At 49.8% G+C, this 23361-nt stretch carries 20 protein-coding genes; 10 read left to right on the top strand and 10 right to left on the bottom strand.

Annotated elements, in window-relative coordinates:
- Nucleotides 1-3: 3 nt before the first annotated feature.
- A complete protein-coding gene (gene purM, locus CSR04_RS13850) occupies nucleotides 4-1041 on the bottom strand; it encodes a phosphoribosylformylglycinamidine cyclo-ligase (protein ID WP_102796898.1) in 1038 nt (345 codons plus the stop codon).
- 174 nt (nucleotides 1042-1215) lie between these two features.
- Between purM and CSR04_RS13845 the strand changes: the two genes are divergently transcribed.
- Complete coding sequence (locus tag CSR04_RS13845; protein ID WP_172449361.1) at nucleotides 1216-2319, top strand: DUF2066 domain-containing protein; 1104 nt, start codon at nucleotides 1216-1218, stop codon at nucleotides 2317-2319.
- Nucleotides 2319-3020: a DnaA regulatory inactivator Hda gene (gene hda / locus CSR04_RS13840; RefSeq protein WP_102796896.1), complete on the top strand. Its 702-nt coding sequence runs from the start codon at nucleotides 2319-2321 to the stop codon at nucleotides 3018-3020. Before CSR04_RS13845 ends, hda begins: the two co-directional genes overlap by 1 nt.
- A gap of 14 nt (nucleotides 3021-3034) precedes the next feature.
- Here the strand turns inward: hda and CSR04_RS13835 are convergent, their stop codons facing one another.
- Genes CSR04_RS13835 through arsC form a run of 4 tightly spaced genes read right to left on the bottom strand, consistent with a single transcriptional unit; the run spans nucleotide 3035 to nucleotide 6240 of the window.
- On the bottom strand, nucleotides 3035-4885 hold the full coding sequence (locus tag CSR04_RS13835; protein ID WP_102796895.1) for a hypothetical protein: 1851 nt from the start codon (nucleotides 4883-4885) through the stop codon (nucleotides 3035-3037).
- Between the two features lie 2 nt (nucleotides 4886-4887).
- Entirely contained in the window at nucleotides 4888-5283 is a 396-nt protein-coding gene (locus tag CSR04_RS13830; protein WP_102796894.1) for a DUF2069 domain-containing protein, read from the bottom strand.
- A gap of 2 nt (nucleotides 5284-5285) precedes the next feature.
- The gene (gene wrbA, locus CSR04_RS13825; protein WP_102796893.1) at nucleotides 5286-5882 is read right to left on the bottom strand and encodes an NAD(P)H:quinone oxidoreductase; all 597 of its coding nucleotides are present in this window, start codon (nucleotides 5880-5882) and stop codon (nucleotides 5286-5288) included.
- Nucleotides 5883-5886: 4 nt separating this feature from the next.
- Complete coding sequence (gene arsC / locus CSR04_RS13820; protein WP_102796892.1) at nucleotides 5887-6240, bottom strand: arsenate reductase (glutaredoxin); 354 nt, start codon at nucleotides 6238-6240, stop codon at nucleotides 5887-5889.
- A gap of 66 nt (nucleotides 6241-6306) precedes the next feature.
- Here arsC and CSR04_RS13815 point away from each other — a divergent pair, with 66 nt between their 5' ends.
- Nucleotides 6307-6786 carry a TlpA family protein disulfide reductase gene (locus CSR04_RS13815; RefSeq protein ID WP_172449360.1) on the top strand — a complete coding sequence of 160 codons (480 nt, stop codon included), beginning with the start codon at nucleotides 6307-6309 and terminating at the stop codon, nucleotides 6784-6786.
- A gap of 40 nt (nucleotides 6787-6826) precedes the next feature.
- Here CSR04_RS13815 and bepA read toward each other — a convergent pair whose 3' ends face one another.
- Complete coding sequence (bepA, locus tag CSR04_RS13810) at nucleotides 6827-8275, bottom strand: beta-barrel assembly-enhancing protease (RefSeq protein ID WP_102796891.1); 1449 nt, start codon at nucleotides 8273-8275, stop codon at nucleotides 6827-6829.
- A gap of 324 nt (nucleotides 8276-8599) precedes the next feature.
- Here bepA and CSR04_RS13805 point away from each other — a divergent pair, with 324 nt between their 5' ends.
- A complete protein-coding gene (locus CSR04_RS13805) occupies nucleotides 8600-9679 on the top strand; it encodes an AI-2E family transporter (protein ID WP_102796890.1) in 1080 nt (359 codons plus the stop codon).
- A gap of 82 nt (nucleotides 9680-9761) precedes the next feature.
- Here the strand turns inward: CSR04_RS13805 and bcp are convergent, their stop codons facing one another.
- On the bottom strand, nucleotides 9762-10223 hold the full coding sequence (bcp, locus tag CSR04_RS13800) for a thioredoxin-dependent thiol peroxidase (protein ID WP_102796889.1): 462 nt from the start codon (nucleotides 10221-10223) through the stop codon (nucleotides 9762-9764).
- Between the two features lie 7 nt (nucleotides 10224-10230).
- Nucleotides 10231-10755 (bottom strand): glycine cleavage system transcriptional repressor, encoded by a 525-nt coding sequence (locus CSR04_RS13795; RefSeq protein WP_102796888.1) that lies wholly within the window; start codon nucleotides 10753-10755, stop codon nucleotides 10231-10233.
- Nucleotides 10756-10909: 154 nt separating this feature from the next.
- Here CSR04_RS13795 and dapA point away from each other — a divergent pair, with 154 nt between their 5' ends.
- From dapA to purC, 3 genes are read left to right on the top strand one after another with little or no spacing between them, the layout of a single operon-like run.
- Nucleotides 10910-11791: a 4-hydroxy-tetrahydrodipicolinate synthase gene (gene dapA / locus CSR04_RS13790; protein ID WP_102796887.1), complete on the top strand. Its 882-nt coding sequence runs from the start codon at nucleotides 10910-10912 to the stop codon at nucleotides 11789-11791.
- Nucleotides 11792-11800: 9 nt separating this feature from the next.
- On the top strand, nucleotides 11801-12907 hold the full coding sequence (gene bamC / locus CSR04_RS13785) for an outer membrane protein assembly factor BamC (RefSeq protein ID WP_102796886.1): 1107 nt from the start codon (nucleotides 11801-11803) through the stop codon (nucleotides 12905-12907).
- Between the two features lie 18 nt (nucleotides 12908-12925).
- Entirely contained in the window at nucleotides 12926-13636 is a 711-nt protein-coding gene (purC, locus tag CSR04_RS13780) for a phosphoribosylaminoimidazolesuccinocarboxamide synthase (protein ID WP_102796885.1), read from the top strand.
- A gap of 97 nt (nucleotides 13637-13733) precedes the next feature.
- Here the strand turns inward: purC and CSR04_RS25415 are convergent, their stop codons facing one another.
- Complete coding sequence (locus CSR04_RS25415) at nucleotides 13734-17513, bottom strand: S8 family serine peptidase (RefSeq protein WP_172449359.1); 3780 nt, start codon at nucleotides 17511-17513, stop codon at nucleotides 13734-13736.
- A gap of 368 nt (nucleotides 17514-17881) precedes the next feature.
- Between CSR04_RS25415 and CSR04_RS13770 the strand changes: the two genes are divergently transcribed.
- Genes CSR04_RS13770 through CSR04_RS13760 form a run of 3 tightly spaced genes read left to right on the top strand, consistent with a single transcriptional unit; the run spans nucleotide 17882 to nucleotide 21652 of the window.
- Nucleotides 17882-19066 carry a thiamine pyrophosphate-dependent dehydrogenase E1 component subunit alpha gene (locus tag CSR04_RS13770; protein WP_102796883.1) on the top strand — a complete coding sequence of 395 codons (1185 nt, stop codon included), beginning with the start codon at nucleotides 17882-17884 and terminating at the stop codon, nucleotides 19064-19066.
- Between the two features lie 2 nt (nucleotides 19067-19068).
- Nucleotides 19069-20046: an alpha-ketoacid dehydrogenase subunit beta gene (locus CSR04_RS13765; RefSeq protein ID WP_102796882.1), complete on the top strand. Its 978-nt coding sequence runs from the start codon at nucleotides 19069-19071 to the stop codon at nucleotides 20044-20046.
- A gap of 10 nt (nucleotides 20047-20056) precedes the next feature.
- Entirely contained in the window at nucleotides 20057-21652 is a 1596-nt protein-coding gene (locus tag CSR04_RS13760; RefSeq protein ID WP_102796881.1) for a dihydrolipoyllysine-residue acetyltransferase, read from the top strand.
- A gap of 54 nt (nucleotides 21653-21706) precedes the next feature.
- Here CSR04_RS13760 and CSR04_RS13755 read toward each other — a convergent pair whose 3' ends face one another.
- Nucleotides 21707-23302: a putative bifunctional diguanylate cyclase/phosphodiesterase gene (locus CSR04_RS13755; RefSeq protein WP_102796880.1), complete on the bottom strand. Its 1596-nt coding sequence runs from the start codon at nucleotides 23300-23302 to the stop codon at nucleotides 21707-21709.
- Nucleotides 23303-23361: the final 59 nt, after the last annotated feature.

The following is a 23361-nucleotide window of genomic DNA, read 5'->3' as shown; positions in this document are numbered from 1 at the left end:
GGCTTAGCGGATCTCAACCTGATTGGCATCCTGAGTGTTTTCTACCTTACCCAGTAACCAGGCATTTTCACCCTCTGCGTTTAACAGCGAGACCGCTTCTGCGGCTTTGTCAGCAGGTACCGCGATGACCAGACCTACGCCGCAGTTGAAGGTACGGTACATCTCATGCTGGGTGACATTGCCTTGCTCTTGCAGCCAACTAAAAATAACCGGCCATTGCCAGCTGCTGCCGTCAATAACCGCTTTGGTGTTTTCTGGCAATACGCGCGGAATGTTCTCCCAGAAACCACCACCAGTGATATGTGAAATAGCATGCACAGGAAGTGCGTCAATCAGTTTCAGCACAGGCTTGACATAAATGCGGGTTGGCTCAAGCAAATGATCTATAATGGCTTTGCCTTGCAGATCATCTGCAGGATTAGCCTGGCTGACTTCCAGGATTTTCCGTACCAGGGAGAACCCATTGGAATGCGGGCCAGATGATGCGACGGCAATCAGGGCATCGCCTGCCTGCACTTTGCTGCCATCAATCAGGTTTTCTTCCTCAACCACGCCAACACAGAATCCGGCGATATCATAGTCATCGCCATGGTACATACCCGGCATTTCTGCGGTTTCACCACCAATCAGCGCACAACCAGACAGCTCGCAGCCCTTACCAATGCCCGTGACCACGTCTGCGGCGGTATCGACATTGAGTTTGCCTGTTGCATAGTAGTCAAGGAAAAACAGGGGTTCAGCACCTTGTACTATCAGGTCGTTGACGCACATGGCGACCAGGTCAATTCCCACTCCGTCATGACGGTTATGGTCCATGGCCAGACGCAGCTTAGTGCCGACACCGTCAGTACCTGATACCAGCAGGGGCTTTTTGTATTTTTGCGGAATTGCGCAAAGTGCGCCGAATCCACCTAGTCCACCGCGCACTTCAGGACGCTGGGTTTTCTTGGTAACGCTTTTGATGCGTTCTACCAATTGGTTACCAGCATCAATATCTACACCAGCGTCTTTATAACTCAGGGAGGGTTTGGACTCGCTCACAATGGACCTCAAAATAGTTGGCGGGAAAAATTTGCAGCGGATTTTAGCAGTTTAGCAACGCTTTGGGTATCGGCTTTGTGGTATGAACAGCCAGCACAGCTATGGCAAAGAAAAGATGAAATTTGTTGCTTTTTCAATGACAATAGCGCCTTTATGGAATGGAGACATCAAGGCATGAAGAAGGTTTGGTTGCTTTGCATTGGTTGTTTGTACTGGGTGGCGTTGACGGTCCAGGCGGCCATGGTGCCAAATCTGTATGATGCCAGGGTGCCAATAGCTCAACAATCCCCCAAAGCCCAGCAACAGGCCAGTCGTGATGCGATGCGGCAGGTGCTGGTTAAAGTGCGCGGCAATCGCGATATTCTTGACAGTCAAATCATCCGCAACAAAGTGGATGATGCGCAGAGTTTTATCCGTCAATATCGTTTTGATAACCGTGAAGGGCAAAGTTACTTCGTGGCAACCTTTGATAACGAACGTATCGATGAACTCGTGCGTTCTGCTGGATTTCCGGTATGGGGCAGTCGCCGCCCCTCCAGTTTGCTGTGGCTGGCGGTGGAAAATCCTCAGAATGGGGAGCGCAGTTTGTTGTCTGAACAATCCAGCTCTGACCATCGTAAGCAAATTCTTGATACAGTGCAGATGCGCGGCATTGCGGTTCACTTACCTATTCTTGACCTTGACGATCTTTCAAAGATTGGTGTGTACGATGTCTGGGGGCGATTTATAGACTCAGTGGTAGATGCCAGCAGCAGATATCAGGTTGAAGCTGTTTTGTTGGCCCGTTTGTATGTCAACAGGGGCAATCCTGAGGCCGAGAATGCGCAAGTGGACTCTGTAGTGAATAGCGGACAGACAATGACCTGGCAACTGGATTGGAATTTTGCGCTTGGTCAGGACAGGGATGCAGGGAGCTTAACCGCTGATAATCCGGAGCAACTGTTGACTGCGTTAATGGACTTGCATGCAGATAAGCTTGCTTTGCGTTATGCCATTAACAACGAGGGAGCCGTGCAAGGCAATGTCGTCCTTCTGCAGTTTAACAACATTAACGATCTGAGCTTGTACGTTGAGGTCAGCAAATTGTTATCCAGTTTATCTGTGGTATCGCAGGTTAATCTGGTTAAGCAGCAAGATGCTATCAGCACATTTGCCGTGCGGTTACTTGGCAGTGAACAGGATTTGCTTAACGCCATTAGTCTGGAACGGCACTTCCAGCGGCAAACCGACCAATTCGGTCAACCCGTTGATACTTTGCAATATAATTGGGTTCCCTGATGAACAAGCAGTTGTTTCTGCCATTGCAGTTACCCGATGATGAAACCTTGGATAGTTTTATTGCCGGTGATAATCAACAGGTGGTGAGTCACCTGCAACAATGGTTAGAGCAACCGCAGCCCACTCCTTTTATCACTTATATCAGCGGTGACTCAGGTACAGGTAAAAGCCACCTGCATTACAGTGTTTGCAGTATTGCCGCAAGTAACAACCTGTCTTGTGCCTACATTGGTTTTAAAAATCTGGCTGAGCTGCACCCGGATTTACTGGCCGATTTGGAAAATGTGGCGCTGATTTGTCTGGATGATATTCACCTGCTTAACGCACAATCCGCCTGGCAAGCGGCGGTATTTGACCTGATCAATAGGGTACGGGAGCGGGGCGACGGGCGCATTCTGGTAAGTGGCCTGCAAGGGCCCACCCACTTGCCTCTGGCACTGGCTGATTTGCGTTCTCGTTTAAGTTGGGGACTGAGTTTTCATTTGCGCCCGCTTGATGATGAATCGCGAATGGAGGCACTGCGCAGCCGGGCGCATCGGCGTGGCATGACGATGCCCAAAGAGGTGGCACGATTTCTGTTAACGCATTGTCATCGTGATATGCCGGCATTGTTAGCGGTATTGGACAAGTTAGATGCCACCAGCCTGCAGGAAAAACACAGACTGACCATACCTTTTGTAAAAAAAGTACTGGGACTGTAACGCTCCCTGACCACCTAATGTTGATAAGGGACGGGGCGGTCGGCTGGTGTCCTGACAGTTTTCTTGATATGCCCATTTAGCCCAGATACGTTCTCGGCGCTGCCATCCAGATCAACCGTCTCTCTCCAGGCTACGCCCTCTGGCAGCAGTCTTGCCGCTGGCATATTTTGCCGTGCCTGGGCGATATTCAGCTGTGGCAGAATGTTTTGCACGGAAAAATCGACTCTGGGCTGAATGGCGGGAAGATTCTGACGATTACGCTGACCCCAGCTAACCAGATCCTGTGGATTATCCTTTGTACCTACCACCCCGGTATCTGCTTGTACGCCCAAGCGATAAGACATCATAAACATCTCAAATGCATTGGCGAAATCTTCCCGTTCTGTGGAGTAGCTGTAGTAGGCAACCGCCCGATCCGGGGCGAAGAAACTGGCCACATCGTCTGGTAAATAAGCCCTTTGGGTGGCATTGGCTGTCTGCCCAGCAAAACTGACTTGTGCCAATCCTTTCATCTGTGCCGACAGCAGGGGATAGCGTTGGCTGAAGGTTGCGGAGGAGGGGCCGTGTTCATTGCTATAGGCAAGAGGACTCTCACCCGCTGCCAGGGCACTCCAGCTATGATAAGGGAAAAAGTCATTGGCATGGGCCAATTCATGGTAAAGCAACCAGGTTAGGCTGGCCTGCATATCGGCAAAGCGCCGATGCTGGCGTGGTGATTTGGCATAACTGCTCAGATAATACTGATTGTCCTTAACGTAGCGCCACGGCATATAGAAGCGCAGATCATTGCCAAAATCACTGCGATAATCAGGCTGATCGTTGAGGCTGTCGCGTTGTTCTGGGCTAAGCCATAAATTGGCTGCATCCAGATAAATCGCCCCCGTTGCCGTCCAATAGAAGGAGGGGCGGATATCATAACCTATGACCACGGCGGTGGTGGCGCGCAGCAGTTTAAGCATATCTGCTGTGACTTCAGGATCCGACTCTTCCAGGTAGTGCTTAAAGTTATCCCCCATCCAGTCATGGGTGACCACAAGACGTTCAAGCACCTGCTGAATCGCTGGAGCCTGATGTTCTGTGCCCAGCATGGGCAGGCGTGAAAATTGGCATGAACTGGCAATCTGGTTGTTATAAGTACAATCCACCAAATGGTCTGCGTAGGGCGAATCAGGCAGGTAGGCATGGGCTTCGCTACTGACGGTATTTCTGTAGTTTGGGAAGAACCCTTGGGAATTGGCGTTAACGTTTTTAACCATTACCCAGGCATCATCCGTATCAGTGCTACCATCGACTAATGTGACGGTAGCCTGCCAGTGCATCAGTGTATCCTGGTTAACTTGTGGCGCAGAATAGAACAGGTACTGACCATTCGTACTCAGCTCTGTTGTTACATTGGGACCGGACAACAGCTGCCAGGTAACCGATTTTACCTCCTGACTGGCGTCAGCATGCAGAGATACATTGGCGCCTTCTGCGGCCAGATGATCCAATCTTACATTGGTTTTAACCTCATCAGAGGGAGCGGCACTGAATTGCCAGTCAAGAGAGCGGCGGCCCTGATTGGTATCAAAACTGACCGTGAATGCAAAATCGCCCGCTTCAGGCACGTCAAAAGCCAGCACCTGACTCTGACCTGAGACAAGGGACACATCCGGACCGGCCGTTTGCTGCCAACTAACTCGGCCCGGCATCCCCTCGGCTAATAACAGAAGGGCCACCGACTCACCCGCGCGGGCGCTTTGTGGTCCATTAATACTGGCGCTGTTATTGTCAACTGGCGGCGGAGCAGGCGGTGCCGAGTTATTACTGCCACCACCGCAAGCCGTCAATATCCCTATGCAAGACAAACACAGCCTGTATTTCATCCTCATTCCTTACTGTTGTTTTCCTTTAGCTTTTTCAAGCCAAGGCCAAGCTCCCGTCCCCGTAATCTGGCAAAGAAGCTACAGCCAATAAATGCCAGTGATGCCAATAAGACTTCGATGGCGGCGTACCAATACTCCTGCTGCAAAGCATATATGCCCGTCAGGCCATGCAGAAGATAAAACATCAAAATAAAGTTAGCCCAGGCATGAGTATAAGGTTTGCCTTGCAAAATACCACGCAGTGGCAAAAGCAAGGGAAGTACCCACATTAAAAACAAAAATAGCAGGGAATATTGTCCTTCAGTGGTAAGAACAAAATGCCACAATATGCTAAATAGCAATAAACTTATGTAAGAACTCAGGGCAAGAATACGGAAAAAGCGGGTTTTCGGGTTCAATCTTAATCTCTCAATTTCAGTGCCAGTGCAGCCAGACGATTGCCCTGGGCTACGCAAATAGCCTGTTCTTGGGGCGTTAAATCAATGCTGTTATTTAAACCTGCATAATGACTGGGTCCGTAAGGTGTTCCGCCACTTTGGGTGCTGTTTAATTCTGACACGGAGTAGGGCGTGCCCATTATAAACATACCGTGATGCAGCAGTGGTAACATCATCGTCAGTAAGGTGGACTCCTGTCCGCCATGCAGGCTGCCACTGGAGGTAAATACACAGGCAGGTTTATCAGCCAGCTCAGCACTCAGCCATAAGCTGGATGTGCTGTCCCAAAAATACTTCATGGCGCTGGCCATATTGCCAAACCGGGTGGGGCTGCCTAGCGCCAAAGCGCTGCATTGGCGTAAATCCTCAATACTGACATAGGGGTCGCCGCTGCTGGGTACGCTGTCTCTTTTTTCCAGACCGTTACTTACCGGGGCCACCGTGCGAAGCCGTGCCTCCAGTCCCATCTGTTCTATGCCCTGGGCAATTTTATACGCCAGATTTCTGGTACTGCCGCCAACACTGTAATAAAGCACTAACGCGTAATGATCGTCGGCCATTGGCTTATATTAATTCCAGTACGAGTTCAGGTGGACGACCAATACGCGCCTGATTACCCAAAATGGCGATAGGGCGCTCCAGTAATATTGGATGCTCAGCAATAGCGGCGTGCAATTGCTCACTGGTCATGGCTGAATCGTTTAAACCCAGTTCCTTATATATATCTTCTTTGCTGCGCATCATGTCCCTGACATCCTGCAGCCCAAGCTTTTTTTGTAATTCGGCTAGTTGTGCTAGAGACAAAGGGGTCTTCAGGTATTCAACGACGTCGACCTGCAGATTGTTATCCTGGAGTAGTTGCAGTGCCTGGCGGCTTTTAGAGCATCTTGGGTTATGTAATAGTGTAATTTTTGACATCTGACTTGACGGATTAGCAATGAATATCGGACATTCTACCCAGACAACTTCGAGGAGGACAGCCGTTTGCCGCAAAAAGCCCTGATCCTGGTCCTGGCAGTGCTTGCCATGCTGACAGGCTTCTCCAGCTATATCTGGTTAAAGCCGGATTTTTATACTCTGGATGGTGAGGCACATCAATGGCGGGAGCTTCGTGGACAATATGTTGTAATCAACTATTTTGCCGAATGGTGCGCACCTTGCTTAAGAGAAATGCCTGAGCTGAACCGCTTCAATGAGTTGGTCAACAACCAGCAAATCCAGTTGTTTGGGGTAAGTTTTGATCAATTAGAGCAAAGTGAGCTTGCCAGCCTTAAAGACAAATACGCCATAGCCTTCCCTCTGATACAAACAGAGCCGACTCCCTCACTGCCACTTCAGCGCCCACAAAGTTTGCCTGCCACTTATATTATCGGGCCTGACGGCAAACTGATAAAGCAGTTAATGGGGGAGCAACATGCAGATACCCTATTGGCGTTAATCCAGGCTCTGCAATCCCGCAGCTAATATCCACTGTGCAACTGGGGGTAAGCCGGTTGATATGTGATTACAAATTGCGCAGTCGGGTGTCGGCATCGCGCATCTGCTCAATTCTGGCTCGGATGCGCTGCTTCTCCAGCGTTGAGTCCGCGGTAAAGTTGTACGCAGTTTGCAACTCGTCAATGGCCCTGGGGTAGGCCGCAATTAATGCATAGACCTCGGCTTTGGCCTGATGCATCTCCAGCATCTGTCGGTTTTCACCATAGGCCTCACTGAGGAGCTGATAGGAAAGCAGATGTTCAGGGTTAACCAGTAGATAATCTTTGATGATTCTTACCGCTTCTTTGTTCTGTCCACTTTTGATCATGGCATTGGCCAGATTCAAAGCCAGTACGCGGTTTCTGGGTTGTTTGCGGCTATGCTCTGACAGCAGTGCGACAGCGTCTTGTGGGCGCTTTTGTGCCAGGGCAATGTCGGTATAAGTGTCCAGATAAAACAGATTCTCGGGGTCATCTTTGAGCAAGTCTGAAATAATCGGCTCTGCTTTGTCTGCTTCATCGTTGTCAAGCAAGGTCAGGGCCAAACCGTAGCGTGCGGCTTTTTTCAGTACAGGGTGGTTGGTGTTATCCAGCATGGCCTGAAAGTAACTGGCGTCATAAGTGCGGATGCCGGTATATCTTGCCTGAATCCTGGCTTTAATCAGATGAAAGTGCAGGCTAGGTGGCAAATTGATATCAGGGTAGGCAGCTTGTCTGGCTCTGGCATCTGCAATACGGCTTTCGGGTAATGGGTGAGTAAGTAAAAATGCCGGAGGCTTGGATTGATGACGGTATTTGGCGGCCAGCTTGCCGAAAAAAGCGGCGGCGGCCCCGGCATCATAACCGGCGCGGGAAAGCACCTCGATGCCCACCCTGTCTGCTTCTTTTTCGTTACTACGGGTGTAGTTAATCGAGGCTTGCGCACCCGCAGCCTGGCTGGCGCTAATGGCGGCAATCCCCGCTTCGGGATCGGCCATCGCTAAAAGCACGCCTCCCAGCATCGACACTAACTGCAAAGGCGAGGTTTTCTGTCTGGCTTCGATGCTACGGGCCAAATGACGTTGTGTCACGTGTGCAATCTCGTGGGCCATTACAGAGGCGAGTTCACTTTCACTGTCTGCTTCAACAATCAGCCCGGTATGAATACCAATGTGCCCGCCATAAAAGGCAAAGGCGTTAATGTCATTGTTACCAATAGGGAAAAACTTAAACGGGAATTTTGCATTGTCTGCTTGGGCCACCAGACGGTTACCCAGATCTTGCACGTATTCTTCCAGTAAAGGATCATTGATGATGGGCGCACGGCCACGTAGCTGACGCATCAATGCCTCACCCACCAACAGCTCTTTGTCGATACTGATGGCGTTGGAGGCTACCACACCTATTTCGGGCAACTCATTCTTGTCGTTGTTGAGTCGGACCTGGGCAGACAACAAAACAGGTAACAGACTCAGACACAGAACGATACTTCTTCGCATAGTTTCCAATACTCTCAGGAACCGGGATGGATTCGATTAGGGATACCTTACTTTAGTTCCCCACCTCGGGCGTCATTGCCCAATACCTAACTATAACCGTATTCTTAAGTATCTGACCATGGATATCGGTTGATGTTACATAAACAAGGGATAAAGATTGGTCCATGGTCGCATGGCCGCCAACGTGATAACAGGTTAGCATCAAACGCTGATTAACAGATAAATACCGGGTTAGCCCATTGATCCTTTCACCCTATGCAGAGGATAATTGGCCGGGTATACACCAATCTCATTTCCAGCGTCATTTCCCTGCAAGGATTTTGCATGTTAGAGCAGTTAAACCTCTGGTATAAAAGAAAATTCTCTGACCCGGCCAGCGCCACGTTGTTGGTGATGGTTGTGCTGGCCTTTGCCGTACTGATTTTTTGGGGGGCTATGCTGGCCCCGGTACTGGTTGCTGTGGTGGTTGCCTATTTGCTTGAGTGGCCGGTAAACAAGCTGGATAAACTAGGCATGGGCAGGACATGGGCGGTAAGTTTGGTACTGACATTGTTTATCAGCCTGAGCGTGCTGTTCATGGTGGCCCTGGTGCCAGTAATTTGGCAACAGGGGGTAAATTTATTAACGGAAATGCCATTGTTCTGGTCTAAAACCCAGACATGGTTGCTGACACTGCCCGATGCCTACCCTGGCTTGTTGTCCAAGCAGGATATAGATATGGCACTGGTAGGGGTGAATGAGAGGGTTGTGAGCCTGGGCAAGGATATTCTTTCTGCTTCTTTAAGCTCTATTGTCAGCCTGGTGGCACTGATGATCTACTTTATTCTGGTGCCTTTGATGGTGTTTTTTATCCTTAAAGATCGGGGTGAGTTACTCAACAATCTTGCCGGTATTATGCCCAAAGACCGACGTTTGCTGAAGCAAGTGGGGCGGGAGATGAATACACAGATCGTCAACTATATTCGTGGCAAAGTCATCGAAATTCTGATTGTGGGCACAGTATCGGCCATCACTTTTGCCCTGATGGACTTGCGTTACTCCCTGCTGCTTGGTGTGTTGGTCGGTTTTTCAGTGCTGATTCCCTATATTGGCGCAGCGGTGGTCACTTTTCCGGTGGCCATTGTAGCCTTGTTCCAATGGGGATTAACCGCCGATTTTTGGTATCTGATGATTGCATACGGGATTATTCAGGCGTTGGACGGCAACCTGTTGGTGCCGTTGCTGTTCTCTGAAGCAGTCAGCCTGCACCCGGTTTATATTATTATCGCTGTCCTGTTTTTTGGTGGGTTATGGGGATTCTGGGGTGTGTTCTTCGCCATCCCCTTAGCTACCTTAGTCAAAGCCGTGTTTAACGCCTGGTCGGAAAACAGTTTACCGCGACAATCGGAAGGGCAGGTCACTTAGCTCAGATTTAATAAGTCTATATTCAAGCGATAAACAGCACAGATAGCAAAGGCCGCTTCAGCGGCCTTTGTTAGGTTTCAGTTCAAGCAAGATAATCCATTACCACCTGATGGTGGTCTTTGGTTTTAAACTTATCAAAAACTTTCTCAATTTTGCCTTGTTCATCAATCAGAAAGCTGATTCTGTGAATACCATCAAACTCTCGGCCCATAAACTTTTTCGGGCCCCATACCCCAAAGGCGTCTGCAACCGCATGATCTTCATCAGACAACAGGGTGAAATTCAGCCCTTCTTTTTCAATAAATTTAGGTAAACGTTTAACCGGATCCGGGCTGATGCCTAGTACCACAACATTGTGTTTATCCAACTCAGCTTTGCTGTCCCGCAGACATTGTGCCTGAACGGTGCAACCTGGGGTCATGGCTTTAGGGTAGAAATACACCAGCACTTTACGGCCACTAAAATCAGCCAGATTGACCAATTCGTTGTTTTGATCAGGTAAAGTGAATCGGGGCGCGCTCTGGCCTTCGGTCATCCTGTTCATAAGCTCCTCAGTGTTTTTTGATGGTTCCCTGCAGATTTAACTCATCCAGTTTAGTGTTAAACGCAGCTTGCACGTCATCCAGTTTGGTTTCATTGGGCATGCTTACCACCATCTTACATTGCACCATTTCCACACCACTTTCTGCATCTGTATAGGTATGCTGACGAAAGGCGGTAACGGTAATATCAAAGTTGGCAAAGAATGCGGTGATTTCGCGAATCACGCCAAGAAAGTCCACACCAGACACCTCCACATCGGCCAGATACGCCAGATCCTGCCGATTATGCTGCTTAGTACGTTTCATCATGGACAGTAGATCATGCTGCTGACAAACCTGGGGAATTTGCAGCTCCGCCTTTATTATCGCGCTCTGTACACCTTCGAGGATCATAGTAAGGGAAAAGTCTTGACCATAAACCGCCTGGCGGCTGTCCAGAATGTTACAGTTGCAGGCGCCCACAGTGGCAGCCAGAGTACTCAGTATGCCTATCTTGTCCGTTCCCAGAATGGTCACGATAAGTTGCTGTTTCATATGAGTCGTTACAGGGTTTAAAGGCCCGGAAGTCTACCACAAACCCCTAAGGATTAAATATCCAATCTGACAGGGCTTGAATGGTATGAAATGGCGCTTGTGTTTGCCTGGCTACCTCTTTACCATTAGGCGCTTAATTTTCCGGGGAGCAAGAATGTTCACAGGCAGTATTGTAGCGCTGGTCACGCCGATGACCGAGACGGGCGAAATCCATTATCCCTCCTTACAGCAACTGGTCGAATTCCATATCAAAGCTGGCACTGCCGGCATCGTTGCTGTGGGCACCACGGGAGAGTCAGCCACACTGCCAATAGATGAACATATTCATGTGGTTAAGAAAATAGTGGAGTACGCTGCGGGTCGCATTCCGGTTATTTCAGGTAGCGGAGCCAACTCCACAGACGAAGCCATCGAGTTAAGTCAGGCTTCTGCTGAAGTGGGTGCCGATGGGCTATTAAGCGTTGTCCCTTATTATAATAAACCACAACAGCGCGGACTTATTGCCCACTTTGAAAAGGTCGCAGACGCCTGTGGACTGCCGTTGCTGCTGTATAATGTGCCAGGACGCACCGTTACCGATATGCAAGCGGAGACTGTAGCTGTATTGGCTAAGCATCCACGTATTGTCGGTCTTAAAGATGCGACCGGCGACCTGAATCGGTTGCGTGAAATGCAGGCTTTACTGCCAACTGATTTCGTATTGCTTAGCGGCGATGATGCCACCGGCTGTGAATTTATGCTGGCGGGTGGCCATGGCGTGATTTCTGTTACCGCCAACCTTGCCCCTGAGGCGATGGCCAGACTTTGTGCTGCTGCGACAAGCGGCCAAGCCGAGTTGGCAAGAGAGATTGATGCGGGGCTCGCTGCACTGCATGAAGGGCTGTTTATAGAGCCCAACCCTGTTATTCCTAAATGGGCCCTGTACCGCATGGGGTTGATTCCAAGCCCGGCCTTGAGATTACCTATGGTGGAAGCGGAACTCATCCATCAAAAAGCTATCGAACAAGTCATGCACAATGCTGGCCTGTTATCCTAAGGAGTGCCGATGATTCGATATTCTCTGCTGACGATTGTTCTTGCAGCAAGTTTGGGCGGTTGTACCTCGTCCCAGGAAAGGCGTGTCGCCAATGGTAATTTTGACTATCTGCAGGAACAGCAGAGAGTGGATCTTAAGATTCCCGAAGGGTTGAACCAGCCCAATCGCGGCAGAGATTATGAGATCCCAAAACTGGGTGAGCAGGCGCCACGTAACCTGGTTGGCAATAAGCTGGACGTATTATCCCCGTCATTGGTGCTACCACTGGTAACCGGGTCGCACGTTGAGGAAGGGCAGCGCAATGCCACTGTCTATTTTGATCAGATAGATGACTCTGAAGCACTGGACACCTCTATTTGGAACAGTCTGATAAGCTTCCTTGAAGAACAGGGAATCGCCGTCGACTATTTCAATAAAGAAGAGGGACGCCTTGATACTGACTGGATGTTGATGAACGAGGAAATGGACACCGGTTGGTTTGACTGGACCAGCACTGAGCGTAGCGTGGGTCGTCGATTTGAATTTACATTGGATGTAAAACCCCATGGCCGTACGGCTGCGCTGAATGTCGCTCTGAAAGACTACATGGAGACAATTGGTGACAATGTTCGCTCTGCAGCGGATTTAGATGCTGAGGCGAAGCGTCGTAATGAAGTGGATGTGCTGAACCGGGTTATCAATCACTACGAAACGCAATTGAAAGTGGCCGATGTCAGACGTATTCGTCAGATCCGTCAGGGCATGGAAATGGAGCTTGGCTTTAATGCCGATGGTGAGCCGGCCTTTGTGGTGGATGGCGACTATGATATGACATGGACCCGTCTGCAACTGGTGCTGCGTAAACTCGGCTTTGACGTTAAGGATTTGGACAAATCCAATGGCTTGTTATTTGTGTCTTACCAGGGGCCTGAAGAAGGTTGGTGGGACAGGCTGTGGAGCAGTGACGATGGGTTGCCTCTGGATCGTGAGGACTATCGTTTCAAGGTGGCGCAAATGGGTGGTAAAACCTCCATTACCCTGATGGATGATCAAAGCAAAGCACTAAGCGCCGATTTGCTTACAAATATCTATGCCTCTTTCTCACAAACCATGTCTGCCAGTAATCTGGATATTTAACTTAAGAGATTTAAAACGATGGAAAAGCGCGCTGAACTATATCGCGGTAAAGCCAAAACAGTATATGCCACTAACGATGCAGATCGTTTGGTTCTGCATTTTCGTAACGACACTTCGGCATTCGATGGTGAGAAGATTGAACAACTTGATCGCAAAGGCATGATCAATAACAAGTTCAACCATTTTATTATGTCTAAGCTGGAAGCGGCTGGTGTGCCTACTCAGGTTGAAGCGTTGCTGTCTGATACCGAGTCTCTGGTTAAGAAACTGGATATGGTGCCAGTGGAATGCGTAGTACGTAACCTGGCCGCCGGCTCGCTGTGCCGCCGTCTGGGGATTGAAGAAGGTAAGGAGTTAAATCCGCCTACTTTTGAATTCTTCCTGAAAAACGATTCATTGCATGACCCCATGGTTAATGAATCCCATATCCGCACCTTTGGTTGGGCTGACGATGCCACCGTAGCGCGCATGAAAGAGCTGACCTTTAAAGTAAACGATGTGCTCAAAGCCTTGTTCGATGAAGCAGGTCTGCTGTTGGTGGATTACAAATTGGAATTTGGTTTGTTCAATGGCGACGTGGTACTAGGGGACGAAATTACCCCGGATGGCTGCCGCTTGTGGGATAAAGAAACCCGTAAAAAACTGGATAAAGACCGCTTCCGTCAGGGATTGGGCGGAGTTGTGGAAGCCTATGAAGAAGTTGCCCAGCGTTTGGGTATGCAGCTTTAAGCAATGCAGTAAAGAAAAACCTGCCAGCTGGCAGGTTTTTTTATGGAATGTTTTTAATCAATCTATTGAATATCCGTTGGCGACTTAGCCTTACTTGTCAGCGCAGGGGGCGCCTACGGACTCCCAATGCCAACAATAACAGCCACCACCAGGATAAGCTGCCGCCACCGCCGCCACCATTATTCACCGGCGTACTGGTCGTTTGATTCAAAACGGTTACGGTCACCGTGGCACTATCGCTGAGGTCGGCGGTGTCGGTGGCGGTTAGTCGGAATGACAAGTCAGTATCTGCGGTGACTGAGGGCAGAGTAATGCTGGGTCTGGCACTTTGTGTATCACTGAGACTGACGGTAGGGCCTGCGGTTTGTTGCCACACCAATTGCAAGTTGTCGTTATTTGGATCACTGACTTCGCCGGGCAAAGTTAATCGGCTGCCCTCGGTGCCTGATAAGGTGGCTTGCTTGCTACCATTTATAAAGACCTCTGGTGCGCCTTCTACCTGTAAGTCAGTTTGCAACTGCGATACTTCTTCCCCGGTAAACGGATTATCGGTGATACTGGACGAAAGCGTCACCTGCAGAGGCCCGGCTGACAAACTCTCATCTGCCACAGCACTAAGGGTAAATTGTGCGTTGCTGCTGTCGTTGGCACGTTGTAACAGGCTCCACTTAATTTGTTGTCCATCGACAATCGAACCTGGGCTGGCACTATCTGCCACCAGTGATAATCCCTGCGGCAGGGTCACAACCAATTCATATTGCCTGTTCTGGTGGCTGTTGTTTGCATCGACATTAACGAAAAAGCGAGCTTGCTCTCCGGCCGCTATCCGACCGGTTTTGTCACTACTTAGCCTGACATCATTTTCAACCCGGACTAAATCTACTTTAATCTGACCGAAACGGCTTTGATTGTCTGTCAGTTCAAGCACGGCATAGCGTACGTCTCCAAAACTCAGGGCCTGATCCCAATGCATCAACACATCAAATGGTTGGTGGTGGCTGACCTGACTTGGGCCTTGTGCAGCCATGTTTTGGCTGCGACTGTTTACTAAGGTTCTGGCCAGGGTGTAGCTGTCTGAACCACTGTTGCCTGCCTGCCAGTTTTGAACCAGCAGCCAGTAGCTGCCAGCTTGCGGTGCCAACAGGTCTATTTTCTCAAACGCAGTGGATTCGGCGCTACTGGCCAATAACTCATTTTCCTGGGCTATGCCATCACCATTACTGTCACGGCCCAGCCAGATATCCAGATCGGTGGAAGTGGTCTCGGTTATCTCGGTAATCAGTCGTTTGCTGCCAGCCGGTACAGTGAATAAATGGGTAGCGACGCCATCGTTCAGATCGTCAAATACATCGTCGCCACTACTGTCTTCGGCCAGTTCACCTGTTTCGTTTATCGACGCACCTAAGCCAAACACCTCAAGTTCAAGGTTATCGGTAGATAGGGTCTGCAAACCTTGAATCTGGTAACTGTCTGCGTTGCGCTTGGCCTCAATAACAACTTGTTGTGGCAGTTTGCCGCCAGTTGGAATAACGGCCACAGGCATATTCAATGTTTGTGAGGCACCGCTAAGGCGTATATTGGCAAAATGCCATTGATCCGGCGTTGCATTATTGGTATCCAGACTGATGGTGACAGTTTGTTGCTGGCCGACAGACAGATTAAAGCTACTGGGGCTGATATTGAAATCCAGCCCTGAGTCATTTTGAGCACTAAGTTGCCAGTTGCCGCTTTGAGTGGCCTTGAAGGTGCGGGTCCAACGGCAAGTCCCAAAACACTGACTTTGCGCAATAGAAGGCATATTCAGTGCACTGGGGTCGCCACCCGTGGCGGGGTTGGCGGCGCGATACTGTGCCATACTGATGTTCATCACCAGGCCACTTTGCACCGCCTTACCCACGTCCACCATTCCTGATCCCATGTCAAAGTAGTCGGATGCAGTACTGCCATCTTCCTTAAAAGTTTGTTGATTGGCAGTGAGCATCAGGGCTGATTGTATCTCTGCTATTGTCCAGTTTGGTCTGGCCTGTTTTAGCAGCGCTGCCGCACCAGCGACATGGGGAGATGCCATGGATGTACCGTCCAAAAAGGCAAAGTCGGCCGGGTCAGACACTTCCTTAAAGCCCTCTGGCTGGTCATCGGCGTAGGCTGCCCAAATCTCCACACCTGGTGCGGCGATACTTGGGGAAATAACATCCAGTAAATCAAAGTTAGGGCCGCGGGAACTGAAACCCGCCGTAATATTGGCCAGCTCAGGATTGGACTGGACCTGACTGGCGCTGATCGTGGCGCGGTGGTCGCTGCCGCTGGCAAGCCAGCTCTTAAGGGCATTTCCATCCTGGGCACTGATTTGAATGGCGGGCAATACATGGTTGTCAGCCACCAGATTACTGTCACCGCCGGATATATTGGTCAGCACAAAACCACCGGCGCCGCCTGCTTTAACATGTCGACCTTTGTCTACTCTGGCAATATCGCCACGGTCACACACCACAATCTGACCATTGAAGGTACCGGCCGGAAAAGGTTGGATACACTGGCCGCTGTCGCCTGTTGGGTCATTGGGGTTGGCAAAATCTCCGGCGTAAACGATATCCGCCGTAATGGCGCCGGTTTTTGACTCGCCGGTGATGGTCTGAGGTGGATTCACACCGCCGCTGAAACTACCAATTGTTTTACTGCTGTAACTGCGATCATGGCTGTAAGCGGCCACCGTCATTACCCAGGGCGCAGCCGCATTAGACGACAAGGTGCCCGCATCCGGACCATCATTACCAGCAGAATTGGCAACCATAATGCCGGCTTCCCTTGCGCTTAAAAATGCCACCCCCTTAGCGCCTGTCCAGGGCGATTCACTGCCGGCACCGATGCTGTGATTAATCACATCCACCTGGTCCTGAATAGCCTGGTCAATGGCACGGATGACCAGGTCTGTGGGGCAACCGGAAAAGCCTACTGCATCATCCTCACCCGGGTAGCACACCTGATAACTGATGATATTGGCATGCGGGGCCACCCCTGACATGTGGGGGAAAACAAAGCCCGGCGTTGGATTACCTTCTACATCCAGAAGTGGGGTGTTGTTCAATACATTGCCCGCAGCCGTTGCTGCCACATGAGAACCGTGCCCGTTATGGTCTTCGCCATCGCGCGGTGTACCGGGGGCATAGTCGTCATATTGTCCGGTAATAGCCGGGTAACTATAGACGCCAACTAGTTTGTCATTACAAAGGCCTGGCTTGGTGCGACAGTCGCCTTTATAAACACCACTGCCATATGGATTGATATGGTTGTAACCGTCTGCGCCTATATCGGCAAAGGATGGATGATCAGTGTTAATCCCGGTATCCAAAATACCTATGACTATGCCTTCACCTTGATAAGGAGATTCTCCCAACGGCCCATTCCAGAGTGTTTCGGCACCTATCCATCTGGGGCCTGAGTCGGTGTGCAGAGGGTCCAGTGTGACCTGTTCAATTGACTTAATACCAGGCTCTTTGCCCAAGGCGGCAAGCTGTTTGGCATTTAATGTCAGCACCAGGGCGTTGATAGCATGCTGGAACTGTGCATGTGGTTCGTCGACGCCTAAAGACGCTGCTTTTTGCTGAATCTGTGCCTGGCGCTGCTTCAAATAGCCCTGGTATTTCTTTACTGCCTCACTGCCCATATCCTGCCGCTTGAGTGCCTTGGCGGAAGTGGCTGGAAAACCGGACAGTGCCCCCTGATACAAGGCAACCGGCGCATCTTGTAATTGCACTATATAGCGATTCAGGCCTTTTTTATGAGCGGTGTTATGCTTTGGGGTTTGTGCAGCCATGAGTGACGCACTGGCCAGCAGGGCGGTAAGCAGTGTGGCTATTTGGGTCATTTTAAAAGGCATATGACGCTCCAATCTTCCATTGATGTGACATGACATAAAAGCCTGACTATCGGCGTAAGCGTTAAATCATGCAACTGCAAATTTAATATTATGCGAGTTGATACGTGGAATGGTTGAAAATCGTTCAATAGTATTTGGGGTGATAGAGCAAGTTTTGTATTCAGCATGTACCATATGTGTAGATGCTTTGTAAAAATTAGATAGTTTATCCTCCTCTATCTGGTAGGTTTGGGATGTTTGTTCCGGTCTTTCGTTTAGCGCTTAGTGAAAAAGCAACGCCTTGCTGCTGATCCTCTACTAGTATATTGCCAACTTTATAATAAAACCGGGTACTTACCCCGGCTAACGACAGAACCCTAAGGCAGATTATGAAAGACAGAAATCATCTTTCTGATGTCGGTTTCACCCATCAGGTCCGTATTATTGATAAGGGCTTGGTAGACATCCCCATGCTGCAAATTTTGCAGCCTGATGGTACCCCACACAAAGACGCAGAACTTCCTGAACTGGATAAAGACGCGGTAGTTAAAATTTACCGGACTATGCGTTTTACCCGCGTTTTAGACGAGCGTATGGTGGCCGCGCAGCGTCAAGGCCGTATCAGCTTTTACCTGGCCAGCACAGGTGAGGAAGCAGCCAGTGTGGCCAGTGCGGCTGCCTTAGAGCCGCAAGACATGATTATGTCTCAGTATCGCGAGCAGGGCGCATTGGCCTATCGTGGCTATAGCACCGAAGCCTTTATGAACCAAATGTTCAGCAATGAAAAAGAGCCAAACAAAGGCCGCCAGATGCCGATTCATTATGGGGCCAAAGAGCTGAACTTTATGACCATTTCTTCGCCGCTGGGCACTCAAATCCCACAGGCATCAGGTTATGCCTATGGTCAGAAAATGGCTGGTGAGTCGGCCGTGACCATCTGTTACTTTGGTGAAGGTGCGGCATCAGAAGGGGACTTCCACGCAGGTTTGAATATGGCGGCGGTGCTGCATTGTCCGGCTATCTTTTTCTGTCGCAACAATGGCTATGCCATTTCTACCCCGGCAGAAGAACAGTTCGCTGGTGACGGTATCGCCTCCCGAGGGCTGGGCTACGGTATTAAAACCATACGTGTAGATGGTAACGATGCCTTTGCTGTTTATGCTGCCACCAAGCAAGCGAGGGAAATCGCCCTGGCAGAGAACTGCCCGATATTGATCGAAGCCATGTCTTATCGCCTGGCCGCTCATTCCACCTCGGATGATCCTACCGGCTATCGGTCCAAGGATGAAGAGGCCCGCTGGCAGGCTAAAGATCCAATTGTGCGTCTTGGCAATTGGCTGAAGGCTAAAGGTTGGCTGGACGAAGAACAAGACAACAAAGATGTGGAAAAAATGCGGCAGGAAGTGCTGGAAGAATTAAAGCGGGTGGAAAAAGTACCCATTTGCCGCATCGATGAAATTATTGAGGATGTTTACGATACGCCCCCCTGGCATCTGCAAGAGCAGCTTGAAGCGCTAAAACAACATATCAGTAAATACCCGGATGCCTATCCGAAGACGTCAGGGAGGCTATAAACATGGCTAAAATGAATTTATTGCAAGCTATCAATAATGCTCTGATCCTGGCCATGACCGAAAACGAAAAAGTCATGGTGTTCGGTGAAGATGTCGGCCATTTCGGTGGTGTTTTCCGCGCGACCAGCAATTTGCAGGAAAAGTTCGGTAGGGCCCGCTGTTTCAATACGCCATTGACAGAACAGGGAATCATTGGCTTTGCCAATGGCCTGGCTTCGCAAGGGTCGGTACCGGTGGCGGAAATTCAGTTCGGAGATTACATCTTCCCGGCCTTTGACCAGATCGTCAATGAAACCGCCAAGTGGCGTTATCGTTCCGGTGGGCAATTCAGCTGCGGTACCCTGACAATTCGTACCCCTTATGGCGGTGGCATAGCCGGTGGTCATTATCATTCCCAATCACCTGAAGCCTATTTTGCCCATACCCCAGGGCTTAAAATCGTTATGCCACGTAACCCCTACCAGGCGAAAGGCCTGCTGTTGGCATCCATTCGGGACGATAATCCGGTGTTATTTATGGAGCCTAAGCGTTTATACAGAGCGTCGGTAGGCGAAGTTCCTGAAGAAGATTACGAACTGCCGCTTGGTAAGGCTGACCTGGTTCGCCAAGGCAATGACATCAGTTTGCTGGCCTGGGGGGCCCAGATTGAAGTGATGGAAAAAGCGGCAGATATGGCAGAAAAGGACGGCATCAGTTGTGAAATTATCGATCTTCGCAGTATTTTGCCTTGGGATGTGGATGCGGTGTGCCAGTCAGTGGTTAAAACCGGGCGACTATTAATTTCCCATGAAGCACCGCTGACCGGTGGGTTTGCCAGTGAGGTGGCGGCGACAATTCAGGAGCGTTGTTTCCTTAATCTGGAATCCCCTATTGCCAGGGTATGCGGTCTGGATACGCCTTATCCTCTGGCCCATGAAAAAGAATATATGCCGGATCACCTTAAGGTGTACGAAGCCATTAAACGCACAGTGAACTACTAAGGGGTAGCGTATGAAAGATTTTATTCTGCCCGATATTGGTGAGGGCATTGTTGAATGTGAATTGGTGGAATGGCTGGTGGCAGAAGGGGATCGTATTGAAGAAGACCAGGCAGTGGCCGATGTGATGACAGACAAAGCCCTGGTGCAGATCCCTGCTATGCACAGTGGCGTGGTGAAAAAGCTGTATTACCAAAAAGGCGAAATCGCCAAGGTACATTCGCCGCTCTTTGCGATGGAAGTGGATGGCGAAGCGTCACAAACGGCGCAAGCTGAAGCGCAACAAGCTGCAGCCACAAGCCAGCAACTTGAAATCGCCACTGGCGGTGCAGTTGAAGACTTTATTCTACCGGATATTGGTGAAGGCATTGTGGAATGTGAACTGGTGGAATGGCTGGTATCGGAAGGTGATGATATCAGTGAAGACCAGCCGGTTGCGGATGTGATGACAGACAAGGCGTTAGTACAGATCCCCTCTAAGTTCAGCGGCAAAGTGGTGAAGCTGTATTATCAAAAAGGTGAGATTGCTAAGGTACATACGCCACTTTTTGCCATTCAGTTGGCAGAAGGTGAAGCCGCCGCACCGGCAGTATCAGGTTCTGCGCCCGCCAAGGCGGAGGTGATACAACCTGGGGCTGCACAAACCACCGTAGCCGCGAATACCAGTGGCAAATTTAGTGGCGGCGAATTCGAGCCACAATGGGTGAATCCGGCCAAGGCGCTGGCCAGCCCGGCGGTAAGGCGGCTAGCCCGTGAAATGGAGATTAATCTCAATCAGGTTCAGGGCAGCGGCAAAAAGGGCAGGGTGATGAAGCAGGATGTGTTGTCCATGGGGCAAACTGCTTCTCAGGCAGTCAGCCAGTCTGATATGACAGGTAAAAAGGCCGCCCAGTCTGTTGGCGGCGGCACCCGTACTGAGCCTATCCGCGGTATCAAGGCGGCGATGGCCAAACAGATGAGTGCATCGGTATTCAGTATTCCGCACTTCTCTGTGAGTGACGAGATTGAGATGGATGCCCTGATGGCTGCCAGATCCGCATTAAAGCCTGAGTTCGAAAAACAGGGCGTCAAACTGAGCTTTATGCCTTTTATCATCAAGGCTATGTCGCTGGCCCTTAAGCAGTTCCCTATTATAAACAGTCAAGTCAATGACGAATGCACGGAGCTGACCTATTTTGATGACCACAATATCGGTATGGCAGTGGACTCGAAAATTGGCCTGCTGGTACCGAATATTAAAGGCGTGCAGAACCTGTCGCTGTTTGAGGTGGCAAAAGAAGCAAACCGTCTGGTTGATCTGGCTCGCGAAGGTAAGTTGGGTAGCAGCGACCTTAAGGGTGGCACTATCAGCATCTCTAATGTTGGCGTGATTGGTGGCACCACTGCAACGCCGGTCATTAATAAACCCGAGTCTGCCATTGTGGCACTGGGTAAAATTCAGCGTTTGCCACGCTTTGATGAACAGGACAATGTCAAAGCCGTAAATATTATGCATATCAGTTGGTCCGGCGATCACCGGATTATTGATGGTGCGACTATGGTACGTTTCTCCAACTTGTGGAAGTCCTACCTGGAAAACCCGCTGAGTATGTTGTCTGAGATGAAATAGCGTTAAGCCCGCCTGCAGGCGGGTTTTCTTTTAAATCGTCCGGATTAAAATCGGCTAGCTTCTGGCTGCTGATTTTGTTACCGAAACATCAGTGTAATACCTGGTTTTTAAAGCATTTAATTTAGCTGCGGGTACAGGGCGACTGAAGAAGTAACCCTGTATCAAGTTGCATCCTAATGTTCTTAGCAGGTCAGATTGTTCCGCTGTTTCAACCCCTTCAGCAATAACATCCATGCCAAGATTGTCGGCAAGGGCAATCATGGCCTTAACCATGTTCTGGTCGATATCGCTTTCACAAAGGGTATTGATAAACAGTCTGTCTATTTTAATACGCGTGACCGCCAGGTAGCGTAACCGTCCCAGGGAGGAGTAGCCGGTACCAAAGTCATCGATGGCAACCTGGACACCGAGTTTTCGCAGTTCCATGAGTCTGGCCATGGCCTGGCTTTCATCCTGGACAAGGGCTGATTCAGTGATTTCCAACTCAAGCATGTCTGGCGGAAAATCACTTTGTGTCAGTCGTTTCAGTATATTGTTAACAAAACCCGGTTGGCTAAATTGGCAAGGCGAGACGTTGATAGCCAAAATTTGCCCTTCCTCAACAAAGGTCTTTGCTTCTTCCAATGCTTGGGTAAAAATCCAATCACCAATACTTTGGATCAGACCTGTTTCCTCTGCAACCTGAATAAACGACAGCGGGGGAATCGTGATGCCATTGCGCCGCCACCTTACCAGTGCTTCGTAGCCTGTAATCCTTTGACTTTCGGTGCAAAGCTGGGGTTGATATTCCAGAAACAATTCCTGGTTGTGGCAGGCTGTTTTTAATCCGGCTTCCAGCTCGTAACGCTCCATCAATTTTTCACCCATGCTTTGAGTATAAAATTGCAGTTGTCCTTTGCCCGCTTGTTTGGCTTTGTACATGGCGATATCAGAAGCTTTCAGTAACTCTGAGGGGTTATTGCCATCTTTAGGATAAACGGCAATACCGACACTAAATGCAATATTGAGTTCATGGGAGTCTAGTTTAATGGCTTCGGTTTGCAGCGTTTGAATTCGATTTATCGCCTTCAGTAGCTCTTGCTCATCAAGATATTCGACTACCAGTACAAATTCGTCTCCCCCTAACCGGCCCACTGTGTCACCTTTACGCAGAATCGTCCGCAGACGCTGGCCGACTACCCGAATCAGGTTGTCGCCTTCTATATGCCCATAGGTGTCATTAATAAACTTAAAATTGTCAAAATCCAGGAACATGACGGCGACCTGACTTTGCATACGCTCCGCTCTGGCGAGTATTTGCGAGAGTCGCTCCAGCGCCAAAATCCGATTTGGCAGATGGGTAACAGGATCGATAAATGCAAGTGACGCAATTTCCTGATTAAGATGCCAAATATCCTGCATTCTACGGATGGCATAGATGCAGCCAGCCATCCCGGACCACAGAATAAACATAAAAATCTCATCAAGTTCCCAGTCCTCGTGGGCCAGGGTAAAGGTGGCTATGTTGCCCAGCAGTTCAAAATCCAACACGATCCCTGTCAGGGTAAGCACAATGACCATGGCACTGAGACAAAGTAGTTCAAGCCTGGCACGTTTTTTAAGCTTCAGGGATAAGCTGGACTGAACAAGTTCCTGGTCGATAAATTCCATAGATAAAGGCTCTGCACTGTTGCTGTATTTTTGCAAGACACTGATATGGCAGTTGTTAT

The organism is Bowmanella denitrificans (assembly GCF_002887595.1).
Lineage (GTDB): Bacteria > Pseudomonadota > Gammaproteobacteria > Enterobacterales > Alteromonadaceae > Bowmanella > Bowmanella denitrificans.
This window is presented reverse-complemented; position numbering and strand designations above follow the sequence as displayed.

Excerpts from the sequence above, each read along its gene's own strand:
- CSR04_RS13770 (WP_102796883.1), top strand. The coding sequence starts at position 17,882 with ATGAAAGACAGAAATCATCTTTCTGATGTCGGTTTCACCCATCAGGTC.
- CSR04_RS25415 (WP_172449359.1), bottom strand. The coding sequence starts at position 17,513 with ATGCCTTTTAAAATGACCCAAATAGCCACACTGCTTACCGCCCTGCTG.
- hda (WP_102796896.1), top strand. The coding sequence starts at position 2,319 with ATGAACAAGCAGTTGTTTCTGCCATTGCAGTTACCCGATGATGAAACC.
- CSR04_RS13845 (WP_172449361.1), top strand. The coding sequence starts at position 1,216 with ATGAAGAAGGTTTGGTTGCTTTGCATTGGTTGTTTGTACTGGGTGGCG.
- CSR04_RS13765 (WP_102796882.1), top strand. The coding sequence starts at position 19,069 with ATGGCTAAAATGAATTTATTGCAAGCTATCAATAATGCTCTGATCCTG.
- CSR04_RS13835 (WP_102796895.1), bottom strand. The coding sequence starts at position 4,885 with ATGAAATACAGGCTGTGTTTGTCTTGCATAGGGATATTGACGGCTTGC.
- CSR04_RS13805 (WP_102796890.1), top strand. The coding sequence starts at position 8,600 with ATGTTAGAGCAGTTAAACCTCTGGTATAAAAGAAAATTCTCTGACCCG.
- purC (WP_102796885.1), top strand. The coding sequence starts at position 12,926 with ATGGAAAAGCGCGCTGAACTATATCGCGGTAAAGCCAAAACAGTATAT.
- bepA (WP_102796891.1), bottom strand. The coding sequence starts at position 8,275 with ATGCGAAGAAGTATCGTTCTGTGTCTGAGTCTGTTACCTGTTTTGTTG.
- CSR04_RS13755 (WP_102796880.1), bottom strand. The coding sequence starts at position 23,302 with ATGGAATTTATCGACCAGGAACTTGTTCAGTCCAGCTTATCCCTGAAG.
- bamC (WP_102796886.1), top strand. The coding sequence starts at position 11,801 with ATGATTCGATATTCTCTGCTGACGATTGTTCTTGCAGCAAGTTTGGGC.
- CSR04_RS13795 (WP_102796888.1), bottom strand. The coding sequence starts at position 10,755 with ATGAAACAGCAACTTATCGTGACCATTCTGGGAACGGACAAGATAGGC.
- arsC (WP_102796892.1), bottom strand. The coding sequence starts at position 6,240 with ATGTCAAAAATTACACTATTACATAACCCAAGATGCTCTAAAAGCCGC.
- bcp (WP_102796889.1), bottom strand. The coding sequence starts at position 10,223 with ATGAACAGGATGACCGAAGGCCAGAGCGCGCCCCGATTCACTTTACCT.
- CSR04_RS13760 (WP_102796881.1), top strand. The coding sequence starts at position 20,057 with ATGAAAGATTTTATTCTGCCCGATATTGGTGAGGGCATTGTTGAATGT.
- wrbA (WP_102796893.1), bottom strand. The coding sequence starts at position 5,882 with ATGGCCGACGATCATTACGCGTTAGTGCTTTATTACAGTGTTGGCGGC.
- dapA (WP_102796887.1), top strand. The coding sequence starts at position 10,910 with ATGTTCACAGGCAGTATTGTAGCGCTGGTCACGCCGATGACCGAGACG.